Origin of the sequence: Nocardia sp. NPDC056611 (assembly GCF_042792755.1) — a bacterium.
Classification (GTDB): Bacteria; Actinomycetota; Actinomycetes; order Mycobacteriales; family Mycobacteriaceae; genus Nocardia.
In genome coordinates, this window is record NZ_JBHTVV010000001.1 from 1 (window position 1) to 19,036 (window position 19,036).

At 68.6% G+C, this 19,036-nt stretch carries 17 protein-coding genes, 1 rRNA gene and 1 riboswitch; of the genes, 16 read left to right on the forward strand and 2 right to left on the reverse strand.

Annotated elements, in window-relative coordinates:
- The first annotated feature begins 169 nt into the window (after positions 1 to 169).
- The 6 genes from rrf to ACFRAQ_RS00030 all read left to right on the forward strand — a co-directional run bounded on the left by rrf (position 170) and on the right by ACFRAQ_RS00030 (position 6,266).
- A 5S ribosomal RNA gene (gene rrf / locus ACFRAQ_RS00005) occupies positions 170 to 286 on the forward strand.
- Positions 287 to 352: 66 nt separating this feature from the next.
- Positions 353 to 2,506, forward strand: coding sequence for a TerD family protein (locus ACFRAQ_RS00010; protein WP_379091899.1), 2,154 nt, complete (start codon positions 353 to 355; stop codon positions 2,504 to 2,506).
- Between the two features lie 209 nt (positions 2,507 to 2,715).
- A complete protein-coding gene (locus ACFRAQ_RS00015) occupies positions 2,716 to 3,063 on the forward strand; it encodes a YrdB family protein (protein ID WP_379091901.1) in 348 nt (115 codons plus the stop codon).
- Positions 3,064 to 3,238: 175 nt separating this feature from the next.
- A complete protein-coding gene (gene fusA, locus ACFRAQ_RS00020) occupies positions 3,239 to 5,266 on the forward strand; it encodes an elongation factor G (protein ID WP_379091903.1) in 2,028 nt (675 codons plus the stop codon).
- A gap of 144 nt (positions 5,267 to 5,410) precedes the next feature.
- Positions 5,411 to 5,836, forward strand: coding sequence for an SRPBCC family protein (locus ACFRAQ_RS00025; RefSeq protein WP_379091905.1), 426 nt, complete (start codon positions 5,411 to 5,413; stop codon positions 5,834 to 5,836).
- Positions 5,829 to 6,266: a MarR family winged helix-turn-helix transcriptional regulator gene (locus tag ACFRAQ_RS00030; RefSeq protein ID WP_379091907.1), complete on the forward strand. Its 438-nt coding sequence runs from the start codon at positions 5,829 to 5,831 to the stop codon at positions 6,264 to 6,266. The genes ACFRAQ_RS00025 and ACFRAQ_RS00030 overlap by 8 nt, the downstream gene beginning before the upstream one ends.
- A 157-nt stretch (positions 6,267 to 6,423) precedes the next feature.
- On the opposite strand, the gene ACFRAQ_RS00035 is transcribed toward ACFRAQ_RS00030, so the two are convergent.
- Positions 6,424 to 7,251 (reverse strand): GNAT family N-acetyltransferase, encoded by an 828-nt coding sequence (locus ACFRAQ_RS00035; RefSeq protein WP_379095675.1) that lies wholly within the window; start codon positions 7,249 to 7,251, stop codon positions 6,424 to 6,426.
- Positions 7,252 to 7,409: 158 nt separating this feature from the next.
- On the opposite strand from ACFRAQ_RS00035, the gene ACFRAQ_RS00040 reads away from it, so the two are divergent.
- The 10 genes from ACFRAQ_RS00040 (at position 7,410) to ACFRAQ_RS00085 (ending at position 17,486) form a co-directional block, all read left to right on the forward strand.
- On the forward strand, positions 7,410 to 8,045 hold the full coding sequence (locus tag ACFRAQ_RS00040; RefSeq protein WP_379091909.1) for an HAD family hydrolase: 636 nt from the start codon (positions 7,410 to 7,412) through the stop codon (positions 8,043 to 8,045).
- A gap of 153 nt (positions 8,046 to 8,198) precedes the next feature.
- Positions 8,199 to 8,316, forward strand: a riboswitch (SAM riboswitch).
- Positions 8,317 to 8,385: 69 nt separating this feature from the next.
- Positions 8,386 to 9,549, forward strand: coding sequence for an ABC transporter substrate-binding protein (locus ACFRAQ_RS00045; RefSeq protein ID WP_379091911.1), 1,164 nt, complete (start codon positions 8,386 to 8,388; stop codon positions 9,547 to 9,549).
- A complete protein-coding gene (locus tag ACFRAQ_RS00050) occupies positions 9,550 to 11,421 on the forward strand; it encodes an ABC transporter permease (protein WP_379091913.1) in 1,872 nt (623 codons plus the stop codon).
- Entirely contained in the window at positions 11,414 to 12,283 is an 870-nt protein-coding gene (locus ACFRAQ_RS00055; RefSeq protein WP_379091915.1) for an ABC transporter ATP-binding protein, read from the forward strand. The genes ACFRAQ_RS00050 and ACFRAQ_RS00055 overlap by 8 nt, the downstream gene beginning before the upstream one ends.
- Positions 12,276 to 13,025: an ABC transporter ATP-binding protein gene (locus ACFRAQ_RS00060; RefSeq protein ID WP_379091917.1), complete on the forward strand. Its 750-nt coding sequence runs from the start codon at positions 12,276 to 12,278 to the stop codon at positions 13,023 to 13,025. The genes ACFRAQ_RS00055 and ACFRAQ_RS00060 overlap by 8 nt, the downstream gene beginning before the upstream one ends.
- On the forward strand, positions 13,022 to 14,038 hold the full coding sequence (locus ACFRAQ_RS00065; protein ID WP_379091919.1) for a putative FMN-dependent luciferase-like monooxygenase: 1,017 nt from the start codon (positions 13,022 to 13,024) through the stop codon (positions 14,036 to 14,038). The genes ACFRAQ_RS00060 and ACFRAQ_RS00065 overlap by 4 nt, the downstream gene beginning before the upstream one ends.
- Positions 14,035 to 14,547, forward strand: a complete 513-nt coding sequence (locus tag ACFRAQ_RS00070) for a hypothetical protein (RefSeq protein ID WP_379091921.1) — start codon at positions 14,035 to 14,037, stop codon at positions 14,545 to 14,547. Before ACFRAQ_RS00065 ends, ACFRAQ_RS00070 begins: the two co-directional genes overlap by 4 nt.
- Positions 14,540 to 15,148, forward strand: a complete 609-nt coding sequence (locus ACFRAQ_RS00075) for a peroxidase-related enzyme (RefSeq protein WP_379091923.1) — start codon at positions 14,540 to 14,542, stop codon at positions 15,146 to 15,148. Before ACFRAQ_RS00070 ends, ACFRAQ_RS00075 begins: the two co-directional genes overlap by 8 nt.
- 691 nt (positions 15,149 to 15,839) lie before the next feature.
- Positions 15,840 to 16,472 carry a TetR/AcrR family transcriptional regulator gene (locus ACFRAQ_RS00080; protein WP_357090781.1) on the forward strand — a complete coding sequence of 211 codons (633 nt, stop codon included), beginning with the start codon at positions 15,840 to 15,842 and terminating at the stop codon, positions 16,470 to 16,472.
- A gap of 171 nt (positions 16,473 to 16,643) precedes the next feature.
- Positions 16,644 to 17,486, forward strand: coding sequence for an alpha/beta fold hydrolase (locus ACFRAQ_RS00085; protein ID WP_379091925.1), 843 nt, complete (start codon positions 16,644 to 16,646; stop codon positions 17,484 to 17,486).
- A 22-nt stretch (positions 17,487 to 17,508) separates the two neighbouring features.
- On the opposite strand, the gene aspA is transcribed toward ACFRAQ_RS00085, so the two are convergent.
- On the reverse strand, positions 17,509 to 18,966 hold the full coding sequence (gene aspA / locus ACFRAQ_RS00090; protein ID WP_379095678.1) for an aspartate ammonia-lyase: 1,458 nt from the start codon (positions 18,964 to 18,966) through the stop codon (positions 17,509 to 17,511).
- Between the last annotated feature and the right edge of the window lie 70 nt (positions 18,967 to 19,036).

Here is a 19,036-nt window from a genome sequence, read left to right on the forward strand (position 1 = left end):
GTGCGGTAACGCATGGAGGTGACTGGTACTAATAGGCCGAGGACTTACCAACAAAGAAGCTACGCGTCCACTGTGCAGTATCTGAAACAACACACAGATACAGGCAGACAGATCCGAATCCCGTTCGCGGGTGCCGGGTTTGGCTCTCTGTGTGACAGTTTCATAGAGTTACGGCGGCTATAGCGGTGGGGAAACGCCCGGTCCCATTCCGAACCCGGAAGCTAAGGCCACCTGCGCCGATGGTACTGCACTCGACAGGGTGTGGGAGAGTAGGACACCGCCGGAACATCATTCGCGAAGACCCCCAGCTTATTGGCTGGGGGTCTTCGGCGTTTTTTGGGAAGATCCTCGGGTGAGTTGGGATCTTGAAGAGCTCGTCGTCAGCCGTACATTGCGACTGCCCGGTATCGAGGGGCCTGGCGGGGACGGCGCGGTCGCCACGCGGCAGTTCGATGCGATATTGATGTCCGTGGGGTTCAAGCTCTCCGGGGAACTCGTCGCGAGACTGTCGGGATCGGCCGCGGGGGCGGTGATCGATGTGGCGGTGCGAGTGTTGCCGATCGTGCGCCGGATGGTCGGCGCGCATGTCGAGCACAATGTGTATTTCAAGGACTTTCCGGCGAATGTGCCTGACTCCGTGGAGTTCTGGACCGAACGCCTGCTGGCCGCGCTCGGCGATGATTCGGCGGCCGTCGCGGTGTCCGAGGGTTTGGCACAGGGGGTGTTGAACCTGCTCGCTCTTCCCGAATACGGGAGGTATCAGCACGGCTATGCCGAAATGGTTGCGGCTCATGATGAGTTGATCGAGTCCGTGCGGGATCGGGTGACCGTGCTGCACCTCGGGCGATCGCTCGAGGACGAGGTGTCCGCGCTTTACCTGTCTCTGGCCGGACGGGCCACGCCGCTCGGCGAGGAGGATCTGGCGATTCTTCGGGAGCTGGCGCTTCACTGTGCGTCCGGCCCGCAACCGGAGTCGATTCCGGTGCGTGAGCACCGGGCGATCATCAACGAGGTCCGGCTCGCGGAGGGTGAGAAGCTGTTGGCCGACACGGTCACCGATGTGCTGCGCCTGGCGTGCCTGCTGTCGGAGGGCGATGTGTCGCTGTCGATTCCTACGCGGTTCCGTTCGCTGTCGCGGCGTTCGCGCCGTGGTCTGCTGGCGGCATTGGATGCGGTGATCGTGGATCAGCCGGCCAAGCTGGGCGATGTGGCCGCGCACCGGGAGGCGTGGAAGCGACTGGGTGAGCGCCTGCATCCGCACGAGTTCCCGCGGTGGGAACATGCCGCAATGGTTTTCGAAGTCGCGCGGGGTGAGCGGCGCGCCCGGTCGTTCATGTCGCGGTTCGAGGCGTTGTTGGCGGTCGATGATGTCGTGGGTGCCGCACAGCTGTTGCGGGCCGCGCCCGGGTTGTTGTTCCGCTCGCTCGATCGCCTGTTGCGGACGGCCACAACGGATGCCGAGCAGGAAGCGGTGCTGACGGTGGTCGAATCGACGATCGGCATGGTGTCGGCCCGCGTGATCCTGTCCGTCCGTGAGCATGTGGACAACCGCGACGGTGTCGCGCAGCGGGTGTTCGCGAACCGTCTGGGCCGTGGCCGGGTACAGCCGGATGGCCGGGACCCGATCGACGCGAAGGTCCTCGACCGCTTGCGCGTATTACTGGACGGAGAACTGAAGCGCCGCCTGCCCGCCCCGTCCCGGCTGGTGATCGATCCGGACGCCGTCGATATCGCTCTCCCCCTGAGCGGCAAGGCGATCAGCGGTGGCCTGGGTGTGCTGCCGCGCGGTTCGGTGTCGCCGGTGTACGGCGAGCGACTCCGGTTCTTCGTCTACTGGCGAGAACGGTCCGCGTCCACGGACTTCGATCTTTCCGCGCTACTGCTCGATCAGGATTACGAGCTGGATGGCCGGCTGTCCTACACCAACCTGACCGACGTGGGTGGTGTGCACTCCGGCGATATCACCGCGGCCCCCGAGGGCGCGTCGGAGTTCATCGAGCTGGATCTGGACAAGGTGGTGGCGCACGCGATCGCGCCGCAGGTGAATGTCTACTCCGGCGAGGGCTTCGACGAGGTGGCAGAGTCCTTCTTCGGCTTCATGCTCCGGGATGGTGACCAGCGGGGCCTGCCCTACGAGCCGCGCACCGTGCGCATGAAGTCGGACCTGCGCGGTGCGGGGCGCGTCGCGTTGCCGCTGGTCTTCTTCCGTGCGCAGTCCGGCGAGTGGCGGGTGAAGTGGCTGCACCTGAATCTACGAGGTGCGCCGGGTTTCAATGCCGTGGAGAACAACCAGGTTTCGGCGTCGGCGCTCGCGCGCGCTGTGATCGATCGCCGCTACCTGACCCTCGCCTATCTCGCGCGCCTCATGGTCGAGGAGGTAACCCTGTGGGACGGGCGGTCTTTCGACGAGCCGGTCATGTTCATCGGCCTGACGCGCCCGGAGGGCTTGCCGGAGGGGTCGCGGGTGTTCACGCCGGAAAATCTGAGTGACCTGATCCCGGCTTGACTGCTACCGTGATGTCCGGCGAGGCCATGGGGGAGCTTCCTTCTAATCGAATTCAGCTCTTCCGCTTTCCTTGCCGCCCGAGGCCCCCGGTTACCGCCGGGGGCCTCGGCATTTCGCCCCCTGGACACCAATGAGAGCAGTGCTCTTGACTTGGATCGCCGTATAGATGATCATTGCTCAAAACAAAGAGCACTGATCTCGGAGTCGCTATGATCGCCACTGTCTGGTCCACCCTCAACTTCACTCTCGCCTTCGTCTTCGAGCTGGTTGCTGTTGGCGCACTGGCCTATTGGGGCGTGCGTACCGGCCGCGGCCGCATCGCGAAGATTCTTCGGGGGGCCGGCACGGCTGTCGCGGCGATGGTGCTGTGGGGGCTGTTCGCGGCGCCGGAGGCGAGCTTCTCGGTGCCGGTGGCCGCGGTGGCGACCAAGGTGCTCGTCTTCGGTGGCGCGGCCGCGGGGCTCTGGCAGTTGGGGTATCGGAAGGTCGCGGTGGTCTTCCCGCTCGTGGTGATCGCGAATCTGGCGGTGATCCACTTCGGGCAGCTGTCGCTGTGAGGCCCGAAGTGAAAATTGAGGCGACACAAGGGTTGTCGGGTGGATACGGTCGCAGCATGATTTCTTTGGCGACTCGGTGTCGGCTGCGCGGCCGTATCGAGTAGCCCGGGAGCGGTGTCTCCGTCCGGGGGAATCGCGCTGTTCTTTTCCCGATCAGCACGAAGGACTGAAGACCGTGCGTACCAATGTTTCTCGACCCGACCTGTCCGTTGTTCGCAATCTGGGGATTCTCGCGCATGTGGATGCCGGGAAGACCACGGTGACCGAGCGGATGCTGTTCCTCACCGGGAGCATCCACAAGCGCGGCGAGGTGCACGACGGGACCACCGTCACCGATTTCGATCCGCAGGAGCGGGATCGGGGGATCACCATCTTCGCGGCGGCCGTGAGCTGTGTGTGGGCCGGGCATCGGTTCACTGTCATCGATACTCCGGGGCACGTGGACTTCTCCGATGAGGTCGAGCGGTCGTTGCGGGTGTTGGACGGCGCTGTCGCGGTGTTCGATGCCGTCGCGGGAGTCGAGCCGCAGAGTGAGTCGGTGTGGCGGCGGGCTGACCGGTACGGGGTGCCTCGGATCGCGTTCGTCAACAAGATGGATCGGGCCGGGGCGGACCTGACGGCCGCCGTGGCCTCGATCCGGGAACGGCTGCATCCGGTTCCGTTGCTCGTGCAGTTGCCGGTGTACTCCGGTGAGGTGCTCACCGGTGTGGTGGACCTGGTCGGGCTGCGTGCGCTCAGGTGGGAGGACGGATTCGCGGAGACCGCGATCCCGGACCACATGGCGGATGCGGTGGCGCAGGCTCGCAAGGCGCTGGAAGAGGCTGTGGCGGAGCGGAGTTCGGCGGCGCTCGAGGAGTTCGTCGAGCGCTCCGCGCTGTCCGCGGATATCTTGGCCGCCGCGCTGCGGGAGCTGACGCTCTCCGGTGAGGTGGTCCCGGTGCTGTGCGGTGCGGCGTACCGCGATATCGGTATCGAGCCGCTGCTCGACGCGGTGGCCGCCTACCTGCCGTCGCCGCTGGACCGGCCGGCGGTGGGTGACGGTGCGTACGGGCGGGCCGCGGATCCGGCGGAACCGCTGGCGGCCTTGGCGTTCAAGGTGCATGCCACGCCGACGGGTCGGCTGACGTTCGTCCGCGTCTACTCGGGTGTCCTCCGCAAGGGCGACACCGTGCTGGACGCGGGCAGTGGTCGGCGCGAGCGGGTTTCGCGCATCCTGCGGGTGCAGGCGGACCGGCACGCCGAGGTGGAGTCCGCGCCCGCGGGCGACATCGTCGCGCTGGTCGGCCCGAAGGCCGTGCGGGTGGGCGCGACCCTGTGCACTCCGGATGCCCCGGTGCTGCTGGAGCCGCCGGCTCCGACCGAGCCGGTGGTGTCGGTGGCGGTGGAGGCGCGGACCGGCGCCGAGACCGAGAAGCTGGCGGTGGCGCTGGCCCGGCTGGCCGAGGAGGACCCGTCGCTGACGGTGCGGACCGATCCGGAGTCGGGGCAGACGCTGCTGGCCGGGCTGGGTGAACTGCACCTGGAGGTCGTGGTGGAGAAGTTGCGCCGCGACCGGGGGCTGAGCGTGACGGTCGGCCGGCCGCAGGTGGCGTATCGCGAGACCGTGGTGCGCGGCGTGCGGGGCTTCACCTACCGGCACGCCAAGCAGGACGGCGGTTCGGGGCAGTGGGCGCACATCGTCTTCGACGTGCGGCCGCTGCGCGAATCCGAGCCCGGGGCCACGGGTTTCGAGTTCGAGTCCACGGTGGTGGGCGGCCGGGTGCCGGCGGAGTTCGTGCGCGCGGTCGAGGCCGGGTGCCGGGATGCCCTGGCGGAGGGCCCGCTGGCGGGTCATCCGGTCACGGGTCTGCGGGTCACGCTCGCCGACGGCGCGACGCACACCAAGGACTCGTCGGAGCTGGCCTTCCGCACCGCGGGCCGCCTGGGCCTGCGGGAAGCCTTGCGCGCCAGTGTCATGGCGGTGCTGGAGCCGCTGGTGGAGCTCACCGCCACGGTGCCGGAGGACCATGTCGGCGCGGTGCTCGGTGATCTCGCCGCCCGGCGGGGCCGGGTGACGGGGTCGGTGACCCGCATCGGCACGGTGGTCGTGACGGCCACTGTCCCGCTGGCCGAATTATTCGGCTACGCAACGCGTTTGCGGAGCCGGACGCAGGGCCGGGGCACGTTCACGACGCGCCCACTGGGTTACGCGCCGGTTCCGTAGCGGTCGGACGCCCGGTGGCGGCGGCACATGGTGTCGCCGTCATCGGGCCCTTCCATCGATCGGAGGTCGACGGAAGGGCTTGATTGTTGTCGCGACTACGTTTACTGTTGTCGCAACAACATATTTTCCCGATTGGAGACGACGATGATGTACTCGTTCACCGAAGAGGCCGTGATCACCGGTGACCTGGACCGCATCTGGGCGGTCGCCACCGATGTCGACCGCTGGTCGGAATGGGACCCGCACGAGGAGAAGTCCCGGATCGACGGTGAGTTCGCGGCCGGGACCACAGGGTGGGTGAAGCCGAAGGGCGCGCCGGCCGGGCCGTTCACTATCGTGGCCGTGGAGCCGGGACAGTCGTGGACCAGTGAGGCGGGCATCCCGTTCGGGAAGCTGCGCGGTCACCGCACCTACGTCCCGCTCGGCGACGGCCGCGTGCGGGTGGCCGAGCACGTCGAGGTGCACGGGCCGATGGGCCCGCTGTTCAAGCTCGTCTGGGAGAAGGGCATGCGCGCGGACATGCCGCTGACCTTCGCCGCATTGGAACAGGAGGCGCGACGGCGTGGCTGAACCACGGGGACCGCTCATGAGTCCGGGCTTCTGGCTGCACCACGCCGCCCTGGAGTGGCGGGCGACGCTGGAACGCAATCTGCGTCCGCTCGGACTCACGCCGACCCAGTTCAATCTGCTGGCCTCGGCCGGGTGGTTGGGCCGGGCGGGGGAGCTGCCGACCCAGCAGCAGGTGGCCGACATGTCGGGCGCGGATCGGATGATGGCGTCCAAGGTGATTCGCGGCCTGGAGGAGCGTGGCCTGCTGGCGCGGTGCGCCGATCCGGCCGACGCTCGCGCGCTGCGCATCGAACTCACGGCCGAAGGCCGGGAATTGGCGAGCCGGGGCGTGCGGATCGCCGTCGACACCGACGAGCAGCTCTTCGGCGTAGACGGCGACCTACTGCGCGAGCAGCTGAAACCGATTGCCGCGCACCGGCTCCCGAACTGACGCCGCCGCTCTCGGATGGCGCCCACCACGGCAGATCGCGGGAGCGCGGCATCGAACCGCGGAGTGCTGCTGGAGGACCTCGAGCACGAGTTCGGCGATCCTTCGCCGCGCGCGGAAGCCATCCGCGCGAGCCAGCGATACGGCTGTACTCGGGCGGTCAGCCCTTGACCAGGATGGCCCGGGTGTAGAGCAGCGCGAAGCCTTGGCGCTGGACGTTCTGCTGAGATTTGGAGCCGGGCTGGGTGGTGACCACCGCCATGTCGCAGCCGGCCGCGGCTGCCTCGGCGAGGCGGGCCGACAGCAGCGACGATTGCACGCCGTGCCGCCGATGCGCGGGATGGGTTGCCGCGCCGGTGAGTTGGGCGATGCCGCCGGACATACGCAGGCTGGCGCCGCCCGCCACGCGGCCGTCGCGCCGGGCGAGATACCTCTGGACGCCCGCCGCGCCGGTCAGGTCGCGCATGGCGTTGGCGATGATCTCGGCGGGGAATTCCTCGTGCGAGGCGACGCCCTGGGTGTCGGGGTGGGCGAAGCCGTCCGCGACCACGGTGAGCCAGATGTCGAATTCGTCTTCGCCGCTGGGCATCACCTCGATGCCCGGCGCGACGTCCGCCGTCCGGGGCGCGCCCAGTTCGCGGCCGAGCACGTTCTCGAACGACACCAGCCGGTACCCGCGGCCGGTGAGCAGTTCTCCGATGCCGGGGTCGCCGAGTTGGGAGACCTCGGCCTGCACGGGCGTCTCGCGGGCCGCGAACAGCCGCTCGATCTCGTCGAGTTCGGCCTCGTCGGGAATCCCCGCGAAGCCGAGTCCGGCGATCTTGTTCAGCGGCGACCCGTCCTCGGCGAACGACGCGACCCCGCCCGCGAGGGGGATCACGAAGCCGGTGTCCGGTTCGAGCCGGGCCGCGGCGGCCGCGCTGCCCTTGGCGATCAGCTCGGTCTCCACCCGCTCGACGCGGGCGGCCAGCTCGCTCCCGCAGAACAGCGTTCCCTCATCGCTCGGCATGGGGTCGAGCCTAGGTCGCGGATCGGTGGCCGCGCCTCTGATTTTCACGGTGCCGCCCGCCGCGGTGGGCGGTTGCCGGGGTCACATCGTGGCGGTCGAGGCGCGGGGCGGGGACGGGCGGGCCGTAGGGTCGGAGCGTGGCTGTTGATGATTCGAGCGGATCCGCCGGTGGTCTGGTGGTCGGGTTCGACCTGGATATGACGCTGATCGATTCGCGGCCGGGGATCGCCGCGGTGTGGGACGCGGTAGCCGCCAGGACCGGGGTGGCGATCGATTCGGAGCTGGTGGTGTCGCGGCTGGGTCCGCCGCTGGCGCACGAGGCGGCGCAATGGTTCCCGGAGCACGAGGTGCCGGGCGTGGTGGCCATGTACCGGGAGATGTATCCGGAGCTGGCGGTGCGCGCGTCGGACCATCTGCCCGGCGTGGTGGACGCGCTGGCGGCGGTGCACGAGGCCGGGGGCCGGGTGCTGGTGATCACCGCCAAGAACGGCCCGCACGCGCAGCTGCATCTGGACCATCTGGGGCTGGCGGTCGACGAACTGGTCGGCGGCGCGTGGGCGGAGGAGAAGGGAGAGGTGCTGCTCCAGCGCGGCGCCTCGATCTATGTGGGCGACCATCTCGGTGATGTGCGCGCGGCCAAGGTGGCGGACGCGACCTCGGTGGCGGTGACCACCGGACCGTATGCGGCCGAGGAGTTGTCGGCGGCCGGCGCGGACGTGGTGCTGCGGGACCTGACCGAGTTCCCGGCCTGGCTGACCGCGCATCTGACGTAGGGGGTGGTGGCCGCATCAGCGGGGCGATGCGGCCGCAGGGGCAATTAGTGGGGGCGGCAGGGGAATTCCCGGCGGTGGGGCCGGGTGGCGTTTGGCATCAGGGTGATTCGAACGGTGTCGGCCGCCGGTTGTCACGGCTACCTTTCTGGACACGGTCACGAGTATCAGCGTTTTTCGAGCCCCGGCTCGCTGATCGGCAACCCTCGCGTGGGCGGTGGGGTGCCCCGGGTGACGACCAGGTGATGTCCGCCGGGCATCGCAAGCGCCAGACCGCGCCCTTCGCGTCGCGGTCGTGTCCCCATGCCCGGCCGCGTGCCGGTGCGCGAATGTAGAGGTAGCAATGAGCAGGATCTGGTCCCGGTCGCGTGTTCTCCGGGTCGCGGTGGGTGTCGGTGCGGCGGCTCTGGTCGTGGGATCGGCGACGGCCTGCGGCGGCCGCGACGCGTCCGGAAGTGGTTCGGACACGGTGTATTTCGGAGTGTCCGGTCCGAAGACGGGCGGCTCGGCCGAGTACGGCCGGCTCTGGCAGCAGGGGTTCGACCTGGCGCTGGACGAGATCAACGCCGCGGGCGGGATCGACGGCAAGAAGGTCGCGCTGAAGTGGGAGGATTCGCAGTCGGATCCGAAACAGACGGTGCCGATCGCCACCAAGTTCGTCGGCGACCAGTCGATCATCGCCGAGCTGGGCGACTTCTCCTCGCCCGCCTCCATCGCCGCCTCGCCGGTGTACAACCGCGGCAAGCTGGTGCAGTACGGATTCACCAACTCCTCGGTGGATTTCACCAAGGGCGGCGACTATTCGTGGAGCCCGTCGATCACCTTGGACGTGTTCCAGGAGCGCAATGCCGAATGGGTGAAGTCCAAGGCCAAGAAGGTGTCGGTGGTGTATCTCGAAACCGACTGGGGTAAGCAGGCTTTCAAGTTCTTCGAGCAGTTCGCCAAGGAGAAGGGCATCGAGATCGCCTATTCCTCGCCGATTCTGCCGGACTCGCAGGACTTCCGGCCGGTGCTGATCAAGGGCCGCGACGCCAACCCGGACGCCTTCGTACACCTGGGTTACGGGCCGGACGGCGCACTGGTGGTCAAGCAGCTGCGTGACGTCGGGTTCACCGGACAGTTCTTCGGTGGCCAGAACACGCCGCAGTTCATCGATCTGGCGGGCAGCGCGGCCGAGGGCGACATCGTGAACGGCGTGTTCACCCCGTCGGATCCGAGCCCGAAGATCCAGAGCTTCGTCACCAAGTTCAAGGCCAAGTTCAACACCGACCCGGGCGACTTCAATGTCTACGCCTACGACGCCGTCAACGTGCTGGTGAAGGCCGCCAAGGCCGGCGGGGCCACCCGCGAGGGCGTGCTGAAGGGCCTGCGTGAGGTCAAGGACTTCGACGGCATCGGTCTGGGCACCTTCGCCTTCGATCAGCAGACCCGCCGCCCGAGCGGTGTGAAGCCGATCGAACTGGTGCTGCAGAACGGCAAATTCGTGCCGGTCGGAAGCAAGAAGTAGATGTTCGACACGCTCATCGCGGGCTTGGTCCACGGCAATGCGTACGCCCTCATCGCCGTGGGCATCACCCTGATCTTCGGGGTCAGCAATGTCATCAACTTCGCGCACGGCGCGATCTTCGCGTTCGGTTCGGTGCTGGGCTGGTGGCTGATCGCCCAGCACGGGGTGCCGTGGTGGGCGGCGCTGGTCGTGGTGGTGGCGGTGACGGCGCTGGTCGGCGTGGCCATCGATGTGCTGGCGGTGCGGCCGCTGCGCCGCGCCCCGGCCATCGCCGCGCTGCTGGCGACGGTGGCGGTGGGGCTGATCATCGAGAACGTGGTCGCCCTGGTGTTCGGTCCGGACACCCGGCCGTTCCCGCAGGTGCTGTCCACCAACAATTTTCAGGTGGGCGGGGTGCGGTTCGGCACCTCGGACGTGGTCATGTTCGCCATCACTCTCATCGTGATGGCGGGGCTGTGGGGGTTCCTGCGGTTCAGCCGCCACGGCCTGGCCATTCGCGCCACCGCGCAGGATCCGGACGCCGCCGCGCAGATGGGCATCGGGGTCGGCCGGGTGCAGTCGCTGGCCTTCGCCATCGCCTCCGGGCTGGGTGGCCTGGCGGGCATCTTCGTCGGCCTCTACAACTCGAACATCTCACCGACCAGCGGCGGCATCGTCGGCATGACGGGGTTCGTGGCCGCCACCATCGGTGGGCTGGGCTCGATTCCAGGCGCGGTCGTCGGCGGTTTCGTGCTCGGCCTGGTGGAGGCGTTCGGCATCTACTGGTTCGGTGACGGCTATCGGGATCTGATCACCTTCGGCCTGCTGGTGATCTTCCTGGTGCTGCGGCCGGGCGGCCTGCTGGCCCGCCCGCCCGCCATCGAATCCGAGCCGATGACCGGCACGTTCCTCGGCTCCGGCCGGGAACCGCGGGTGCGCTGGTGGCATGCGCTGATCGCGTTCGCCGTTGCGGGCGTGGCGATTCCACTCGTCGCGGACGACTACGGCATCTCGGTGGGCACCCAGATCCTGGCCTACGCCATCATCGCGGTCTCGATGACGCTGGTGGCCGGGTCGGCCGGGCAGCTGGCCATCGGGCAGGCGGGGCCGATCGCCATCGGCGCGTACACCTCGGCGGTGCTGACGGTGTCGCACGGCTGGGCTTTTCTGCCGGCCATCGTGGCCGCGGGGATCGTCGCCGCGGTGGCGTCCTCGGTGCTGGCCGCGCCGCTGTGGCGGCTGGGCGGTCACTATGTGGCCATCGCGACGCTGGGCATCGGCATCGTGACGGTGGCGATCATTCGCAACTGGGAGCCGGTGACCCGCGGCAGTTACGGCATCTTCGGGATCCCCGCGCCCAGCCTGTTCGGCTACGAATTCACCACGCACACCCAGATTTTCCGGCTGGAGCTGGCAGTGCTGGCCGTTGTGGTGGCGGTCATCGTCGGCGTGCAGCGGTCCCGCCTCGGCACGGCCATCCGGGCCATCGGGGCCGACGAGGTGGCGGCGCGCTCGGCGGGTGTGCCGGTGCGCGATTACAAGGCGCTGGCCTTCGCGGTGGCGGCGTTCTTCTCCGGCATCGGCGGTGCGCTGCTCGCGCACCAGTACTCCTACATCGATCCGACCGTGTTCAACCTGCCGATGTCGCTGCTGGTGGTGACCATCCTGGTGCTGGGCGGCACGGCGTCGCCGTACGGCGCGGTGCTGGGCGCGGCGGTGCTGATCGGGGCGCCGGAGGTGCTGCGGCTCGCGCCGTCGTGGCGAATCGTGTTGTACGGCTTGGTGTTGCTGCTGGTGGTGCGGTTCCGGCCGCAGGGAATTCTGGTGAGGAGGGATCGTGTCGTCGGAAACGAACAGAACTCTGGAAACAAGCCCAGCCCGGTCGGTGCCTGACTCGGCCGAGGCGGTGCTCACCGTCACCGGCCTGCGGCGGGCCTTCGGTGGCGTGCAGGCCGTGAACGGGGTCGAATTCTCGATCGCGCCCGGCGAATTCGTCTCGATCATCGGGCCCAACGGGTCCGGCAAGTCGACGACGGTCAACCTGATCTCGGGCGTGCTGAGACCGGATGCCGGGGAAGTTCTGGTGCGTGGCAGGCGGATTCGTCCGGGTCGCCCCGAGGCGGCAGCAGCGGCGGGCATCGCGCGCACCTTCCAGAACGGCCGGGTGTTCGGCAATATGACGGTCCGCGAGAATGTCGACGTCGGTCTCCAGCCGACCTTGCACGCCACCCGCCCGCTGCGCGCGCTGGCCGGTATTCCGGTGCTCGGGTGGATTTCGCTGCTGGCCGAGCTGGGGGTGGCCCTGGTGCCGACTCCGGCGGCGCGCGCCGAACGACGCGTGTCGGCGGCCCGCATCGACGCCCAGCTGGCACGTTTCGAGGAACGGCTGGTCCCGCGCGCCGACCATCCCGCCTACACCCTGTCCTACGCCAATCGCCGCCGCACCGAGATCGCTCGGGCGCTCGCGTCCGAGCCGGATCTGCTGTTGCTGGACGAACCGGCCGCGGGCATGAACCAGACCGAGACCGCGGAAATCGGCCGGCAGCTGGCCGAATTGAAGGCGCAGGGCCAGACCGTGCTGCTGGTCGAACACAAGATGGACCTGGTCCACGAGCTCTCCGACCGGGTGCTGGTGCTGGACGAGGGCCGGATCATCGCGTCGGGCACGCCCGACGAGGTGCTCTCCGATCCCCGCGTCATCGAGGCGTACCTGGGCCGCAGCCGGGCCGGGGCAAAGGTGGCCGTCGATGTCTGAGTTCGACGAGAACGCCACGCCGATCCTGGAATTCGATCGCGTGGTGGTGCATTACGGGGCGTCCCGGGCCCTCGACGAGGTGTCGCTGACGGTCCGCCCCGGCGAGATCGTGTCCCTGCTCGGCGGTAATGCCTCCGGCAAGTCGACCACCATGAAAACCGCTCTCGGACTGTTGCATCCGAGTTCCGGCGCGGTCCGGATCGACGGCGTCGACGTGAGCGGCACCCCCGCCGCCACCCGGATCCGGGCCGGGCTGGCCTCGGTGCCGGAGGCGCGACGCGTGTTCCCGGCCATGACCGTCGAGGAGAACCTCTTCGTCGGCGGCTACATCCGCAAGGAGCGTCGCGCGGTGCTGGCCGCGCGGGCCGCCGAGCTGTTCGAGCATTTCCCTCGGCTGGCCGAGCGCCGGATGCAGCGGGCGGGGACCCTGTCCGGCGGGGAGCAACAGATGCTGGCCTTCGCCCGCGCGCTCATGAGCAAACCCCGGCTGATCTGCATGGACGAGCCGACAATGGGACTGTCGCCGTTGTTCGTGGATCGGGTGCTGTCGGAGATCGCCCGGCTCAATCGGGAACTGGGCCTGGCCATCCTGATCGTGGAACAGCAGGCGGAGCTGGCCCTGAGCATCGCGCATACCGCCAATGTGCTGCGCACGGGGCGGATCGTCCTGCACGGCCCGGCCGCGGACCTGGTCGGCGATCCGGCCGTCCGCGATGCCTACCTGGGAAAGGTGACGACATGACCGCACGACGCCTGGGCTTCTTCACCCGCCTGGTCCGCACCGACCCGGCCGAGGACGCGGCCGGCGTGTACCGGCAGGCCCTGGACCAGATCGAACTGGCCGAACGGCTCGGCTACGACACCGCCTGGGTGGCGCAGCACCACCTGGATCCGGCGGAGGGCGGGCTGCCGTCGCCGTTCGTGTTCCTGGCGCACGCGGCCGCCCGGTTCCCGCGGATCCGGGTCGGGACCGCCATCGTGACGCTGGCGCTGGAGGACCCGATCCGGGTCGCCGAGGACGCGGCCGTGCTGGACGAGCTGTCGGGCGGGCGGCTGGAACTCGGCTTCGGCGCGGGCGGGTCCCGGCACGCCTTCGAACTGTTCGAGGCGGCCGATCTCGACCGGCAGCGGCTGTACGCGGACAAACTCGCCAAGGTCACCGCCGCCCTGGCGGGAACGCCGTTGATCGGGGATCGGGGGCTCAATCCGCCCGCGCCCGGACTGCGGGACCGGCTGTGGCAGGCCACCTTCTCGGTCGCCGGCGCGGCGCGCGCCGCCCGCGCGGGTGACGGACTGCTGCTGTCGAAGGCGCAGCCGCGGGATCCGGCCGCACCCGCGGCCACCCTGTGGGAGATCCAGCAGCCGCTGGTCGACGCCTATCTCGACGCGCTGCCGCCGGGTGCGAAACCGCGAATCGGCGCGTCCCGGGGCGTTTTCGTGGCAGACGACCACGCCGAGGCCCGGGCCCTGGCCGAGCGCGGCGCGGCCCGGTTCCTCGATCAGCTGGGTCGCAACGGCGGGCCGGAGGTGGCCGATTCGGTCGCCGAGGTGCTGCGCGACATCTACGTCGGCACGCCCGACGAGGTGGTGGAGCAGCTCGCCGCCGACGTGGCGCTGCGGCACGCCACCGACTTCATCGTGCAGGTCCACCCGGTCGACCCGGGCCACGCCGCCACCCTGCGCTCCATCGAACTCATCGCCACCAAGGTTGCCCCGCAACTGGGTTGGCGACCCGACGAAAGGACTTCCTCGTGACCGAAGCGACCGCCGCCGTCGAGGCGGCGCCACTCGCCCCGGCCGAACCGGAGGCGGACAGGTCCGCCGATGTCATCGATGCCGTACTCGGCCCACGCGCGGACGCGGTTCGGGCGCTGCGGGCGACGCGCCCGGCGGTGATCGCGCATACGCAGGGGGTTTACGAGGCGTTGCTGAACGGTCCGGCGGCCGCGACTGTCGGGCGGGACCGGCTGATCGCGGCGGCCGTGGCGGTGGCGGAGCTGGCGGGCGCGCCCGAGCTGGCCGCGCATTACGCCGGGCTGGGAACGGCTCCGGCCGAGGGGGATCCGGTGCTCGCCGCCATCCTGCGGCACGCCGCGCGGGTCACGACCGCGCCCGCCGCCATCACCCGCGCGGATATCGATGCCCTGGGCGCGGCCGGGCTGTCCGAGCGCGACATCGTCACGGTCGCGCAGCTCATCGGATTCGTGCACTTCCAGGTCCGGCTGCTGGCCGGTCTCACACTGATCGGAGCGGACCATGGGTGAGCGGGGCGCGAGCGAGGTGCGCAGCGTCGAAAACCGACGCCGCCCAACGGGATTCACGCAGGACCAGCTGGACTGGGTGCCGTGGGTGGAACCCATCCGGCTGGCCGATGCCGATGAGTTGCAGAAACCCCTGCTGGAGGGCGATCGCGGGATCGGGCCGTACTTCCGGCTACTCGCGCGCAACCCGGAGGTGCTGGCGCACCGCAGTGGCAACGACAAAGAGATCTTCTACGGTCGAGGGGGACTGACCCGCGCGGAGCGCGAACTCGCGGCGACCGTTACCTCCCGGCACAACGGGTGCGAGTACTGCGCCTCCGTTCATTCACGTTTCACATCTGCGTTGTCCAAGCGGCCCGGGGATGTTCAGCGGTTGCTGGACGAAGGCAACGACGTGCGGATCGACGAAAGGTGGGACGCGGTCATCGATTTCGTGGACGCCCTCGCCGCGAATCCGCCCCGGGCCACCACCGGCCATCTGAACCGCTTGCGGCAGTTGGGTTTCGATGCCGCCGAGCTGCACGATCTGGTGTTGTCGGCGGCCTCGTTCTCGTGGGCCAACCGATTGATGCTCACTCTCGGGGAGCCGGAGGTGCCCGCCTAATCCAGTGCTGTATCGAGTTGGTTCTAGAAAGTTCATCCGTCATCTTCCCTCCGGGGGCATCGGCTCGGTATCGTCGCGAGGGCAAACAGTCAGTGACAACACTGGCAATCGTTCGGATCGGAGCACCACCATGGCGAACTTCCTTTCGGATGTTCTTTCTCAGACCCTGTTCAAGCTGCTGGCTACCGGTTCGGCGAGCCTTTCGGCCAAGTAGCCACGCGAGCGCCATCTTTCGGCAACTGAACGGGTGCCGGAGCGATGCGGAAGGGCCCTCCCGCGCTTGCGGGGATCGGGCCCTTTTTCGTGTCCGGATTATCCGGCTTCGGCAGGGGGTACTCCGCCCCTACGCCAGGCTCCGGTGCTGGTCCGGCGGCGCGTCGCGAGGGGCGTTCAAATAAAACCTAAAAAGTTCCTCAAAAAGTATTCCGTCCAGTTCGCCTGCTCTGTATCGTGATGAACGGCAAACGATCAGTGACTTTCGGGTCAATGCGACATCGGGCCGCGAGTCTCTCCCCCCGGACCCGCGTACCGAACTTGGGACGGTTCCCCTGCCTATACCCACCGTCCCGGGTGCGTCGCCTGGCCCGACGTTGCTGAGCCAACTTTCGGCTAACGCGCGGTAAGTCGAAGGTTCAAACGAAGGGCCCGATCCATGACGAGGGGATCGGGCCCTTCGGTATTGTCTGGCGCAATGTCACAGGAAACGAACGCGGGAAGAATGTACGCCGGGCAGCCCGTAGAAGACCGGCAGCGGCAGCGTCGTGCGCGTTTTCTGGAGTCCGGGCTCACGGTGTTCGCGCGCGATGGATACGCCAATAGTTCCGTCGGAGCCATCTGCAAGGACGCCGGACTCTCCTCCAGACAGTTCTACGAGGAGTTCACCGGTCGCGAATCGCTGTTGCTCGAGCTCTACGAGCATATCGATCGCGAGTCGCGGGAAGCCGTGGCGGCCACCATCGCCGAGCACTCCGACGCCAGCGCCATCGACATCATCGACGCGGCGGTCCGCGCCTACATCGAGTCCATCGGACGAGATCCGCGCAAGGCCAGAGTCGCGCTCGTCGAGGTCGTCGGCGCGGGCCCCAAGGTGGAGAAATTCCGCCTGGAGCTGCGCCGCGCCTGGGGCGCACTGCTGGCCAGCGCCGCCGAGGACGCGGCCCTGCACGGCGAGATCCCGCCCGGCGACTACGAAATGCGCGTGCTCGCCATCATCGGCGCGGTGAACTACGTGGTCGACGCCTGGAGCGGCTCCGATCCGCGCCAGCCGCTCGACGACGTCATCCAGGTGCTGCGCCGCATCATCATGGGCGCGGTCAGCGCCTGACCCGAAAACCCACCTTCCGACGCTCTTTCGCGCCCGTCCGCCTCGCGGACGGGCGCGAACTTTACGGGTAGCGTGCCGATCATGGAGGCTGCGCCGAACAGCGGGACCGGGCCGAACAGGGGGACTGGGCCGAACAGCCGGACCGGACCGAACACGGGGACCGGGCCGAACATGGAGACGGTGCCGATCCAGCTGCCCGACGGAACCACGATCCCGGTGCGGCTGATCCCGGCGAAGGGCTCGCACCGGCATCCGATCACCGCCGACACGCCGCGGCCGGTCGTGGTGATCGCCCCCGGCCTCGGCGTGCCGGGGGAGTACTACTCGCTGTTCGGAATGCCGTTGGCGGCCCGGGGTTTCGATGTGGCGCTGCTGGAGATCCGCGGCAACGGCGGCGGACCCGCGACCGGACCGTCCCGCTACGGCTATCAGGACCTGGTGGCGGTGGACTTCCCGGCCATGTTCGAGGCCGTGCGCCTGCGCTTCCCCGACAGCACCCCGTACCTGCTCGGCCACAGCATGGGCGGCCAGCTGGGCGCCATGTACGCGTCCCGGATCCGGGGGCGGCTGGGCGGGCTCATCCTCATCGCGTCCGGCACACCGCATTTCCGCGGGTACTCGGGGCTGGCCGCGGTCGGCAGCGCGGCGCTGTCGCTGACCGCCAATCTGGCCGGGTTCTGGCCGGGCGACATGGTCACGGCGGGCGGCTTCGGTCGGCAGTCCAAGGCGCTCATCGCCGATTGGGCGCGATTGGCCCGCACCGGCAGGTTCGAACCCGCCGGGGCCGATATCGACTACGAGGAGCGGATCGGGCGGCTGAAACTGCCGGTCCTGTCGATCACCCTGAGCGGCGATGAGCTGACCCCGCGCGGATCAGCCCGGCAACTGCTCGCGAAAATGCCGCAGGCCGACATCACCACCTGGCACAACCCGGCCCCGCTCGGGCACAACGGCTGGATCAGCGATCCCGGCTCCACCATCGACTACGTCGAAAAATGGCTGCGGGACCGCTGATTCGTCAGCGGATCGGGGGCGCTCAGAGCCGCCGCGCGCGCGGCGCGGTCATCTTCTCGGGGCTGAGCAGGTCGTCGAGTTCGGCCTTGGTCATGGCCCCGCGCTCGAGCACCAGGTCATAGACACTGCCGCCGGACTCCAGCGCCTCCTTGGCGATGGCCGCCGACTGCTCGTAGCCCAGCGTCGGCACCAGCGCGGTCACCAGTCCGATGCTGTGCGCCACCAGATCCCGGCAGTGCTCCCGGTTGGCGGTGATGCCGGTGATGCAGCGGCTGGTCAGGGTGACCGCGGCATTGCGCAGCATCATGGTGCCCATCATGAGGTCGTGGGCCATGATCGGCTCGGCCATATTGAGTTCCAGCTGGCTGGCCTCGGCGGCCATGGTGACGGTCATGTCGTAGCCGATGAGCTGGAAACAGACCTGGCTGACCACCTCCGGGATGACCGGGTTGACCTTGCCCGGCATGATCGACGAACCCGGTTGCATGGCGGGCAGATTGATCTCGCCCAGGCCCGCGCGCGGACCGCTGGACAGCAGCCGCAGGTCGTTGCAGATCTTGGACAGCTGCACCGCGGCGCGTTTGAGGGTGGCCGACACCGCCACGAAATCGCCGGAGTCCTGGGTGGCCTCGACCAGGTTCTCGGCCTGCACGATGGGCAATCCGGTTATTTCCGCGAGCTTGACGGTGACCAGGTCCGCGTAGCCGGGCGGGCTGGTGATGCCGGTGCCGATGGCGGTCGCGCCCATGTTCACCGCGAGCAGGTCACCGCCGACGCGCTGCAGATGGTTGATAGCCTCGCCGATCATGACCGCGTACGCGCCGAATTCCTGGCCCAGGGTCATCGGGACCGCGTCCTGCAGCTGGGTGCGGCCCATCTTGATCACGTCGGCGAATTCGACGGCCTTGGCGCGCAGCGCGTTCTGCAGTTCGCCCAGCGCCGCGGAGGCGTCCTGCAGGGACAGGTAGACGCCCAGTTTCACCGAGGTGGGGTAGACGTCATTGGTGGACTGCGAGCGGTTCACGTCGTCGTTGGGGTGCAGGTATCGGTATTCGCCCTTGCGGTGGCCCATGAGCTCCAGGCCGCGGTTGGCGATCACCTCGTTGGCGTTCATGTTGGTGGAGGTGCCCGCGCCGCCCTGCACCATGTCGACGACGAAGTTCTCGCGCAGACGGCCGGTGAGCAGTTCGTCGCAGGCCGCGACGATGGCGTCGGCCTTGGGCTGGGCGAGCGCACCGAGTTCCGCGTTGGCCAGGGCCGCAGCCTTTTTCACGTGGGCCAGGGCATTGACCAGGTGCCCGAACTTGCGCAGCTTGATGCCGGAGATCTGAAAGTTCTCGACCGCGCGCAGGGTCTGCACCCCGTAGTACGCGTCGGCCGGCAGTTCCCGGGTGCCGAGCGAATCGTGTTCGGTGCGAATGCCGCCCAGCGGCTGCTGGGCCGCGATGACGGCCGACAGCTGCGCGGAGACCGCGCGCATGCGGTGCGCGACCAGCTGGGCGACCCGGGAGACCATGCGGTAGTAGCGATCCGGGTGCAGGACGGCCAGT

Bases quoted from the DNA above. Each gene is read 5' to 3' on its own strand.
- ACFRAQ_RS00015 (WP_379091901.1), top strand. From the start codon at position 2,716: ATGATCGCCACTGTCTGGTCCACCCTCAACTTCACTCTCGCCTTCGTC.
- ACFRAQ_RS00025 (WP_379091905.1), top strand. From the start codon at position 5,411: ATGATGTACTCGTTCACCGAAGAGGCCGTGATCACCGGTGACCTGGAC.
- ACFRAQ_RS00045 (WP_379091911.1), top strand. From the start codon at position 8,386: ATGAGCAGGATCTGGTCCCGGTCGCGTGTTCTCCGGGTCGCGGTGGGT.
- ACFRAQ_RS00050 (WP_379091913.1), top strand. From the start codon at position 9,550: ATGTTCGACACGCTCATCGCGGGCTTGGTCCACGGCAATGCGTACGCC.
- ACFRAQ_RS00060 (WP_379091917.1), top strand. From the start codon at position 12,276: ATGTCTGAGTTCGACGAGAACGCCACGCCGATCCTGGAATTCGATCGC.
- ACFRAQ_RS00065 (WP_379091919.1), top strand. From the start codon at position 13,022: ATGACCGCACGACGCCTGGGCTTCTTCACCCGCCTGGTCCGCACCGAC.
- ACFRAQ_RS00075 (WP_379091923.1), top strand. From the start codon at position 14,540: ATGGGTGAGCGGGGCGCGAGCGAGGTGCGCAGCGTCGAAAACCGACGC.
- ACFRAQ_RS00080 (WP_357090781.1), top strand. From the start codon at position 15,840: ATGTCACAGGAAACGAACGCGGGAAGAATGTACGCCGGGCAGCCCGTA.
- ACFRAQ_RS00085 (WP_379091925.1), top strand. From the start codon at position 16,644: ATGGAGACGGTGCCGATCCAGCTGCCCGACGGAACCACGATCCCGGTG.
- aspA (WP_379095678.1), bottom strand. From the start codon at position 18,966: ATGCGCGCGGTCTCCGCGCAGCTGTCGGCCGTCATCGCGGCCCAGCAG.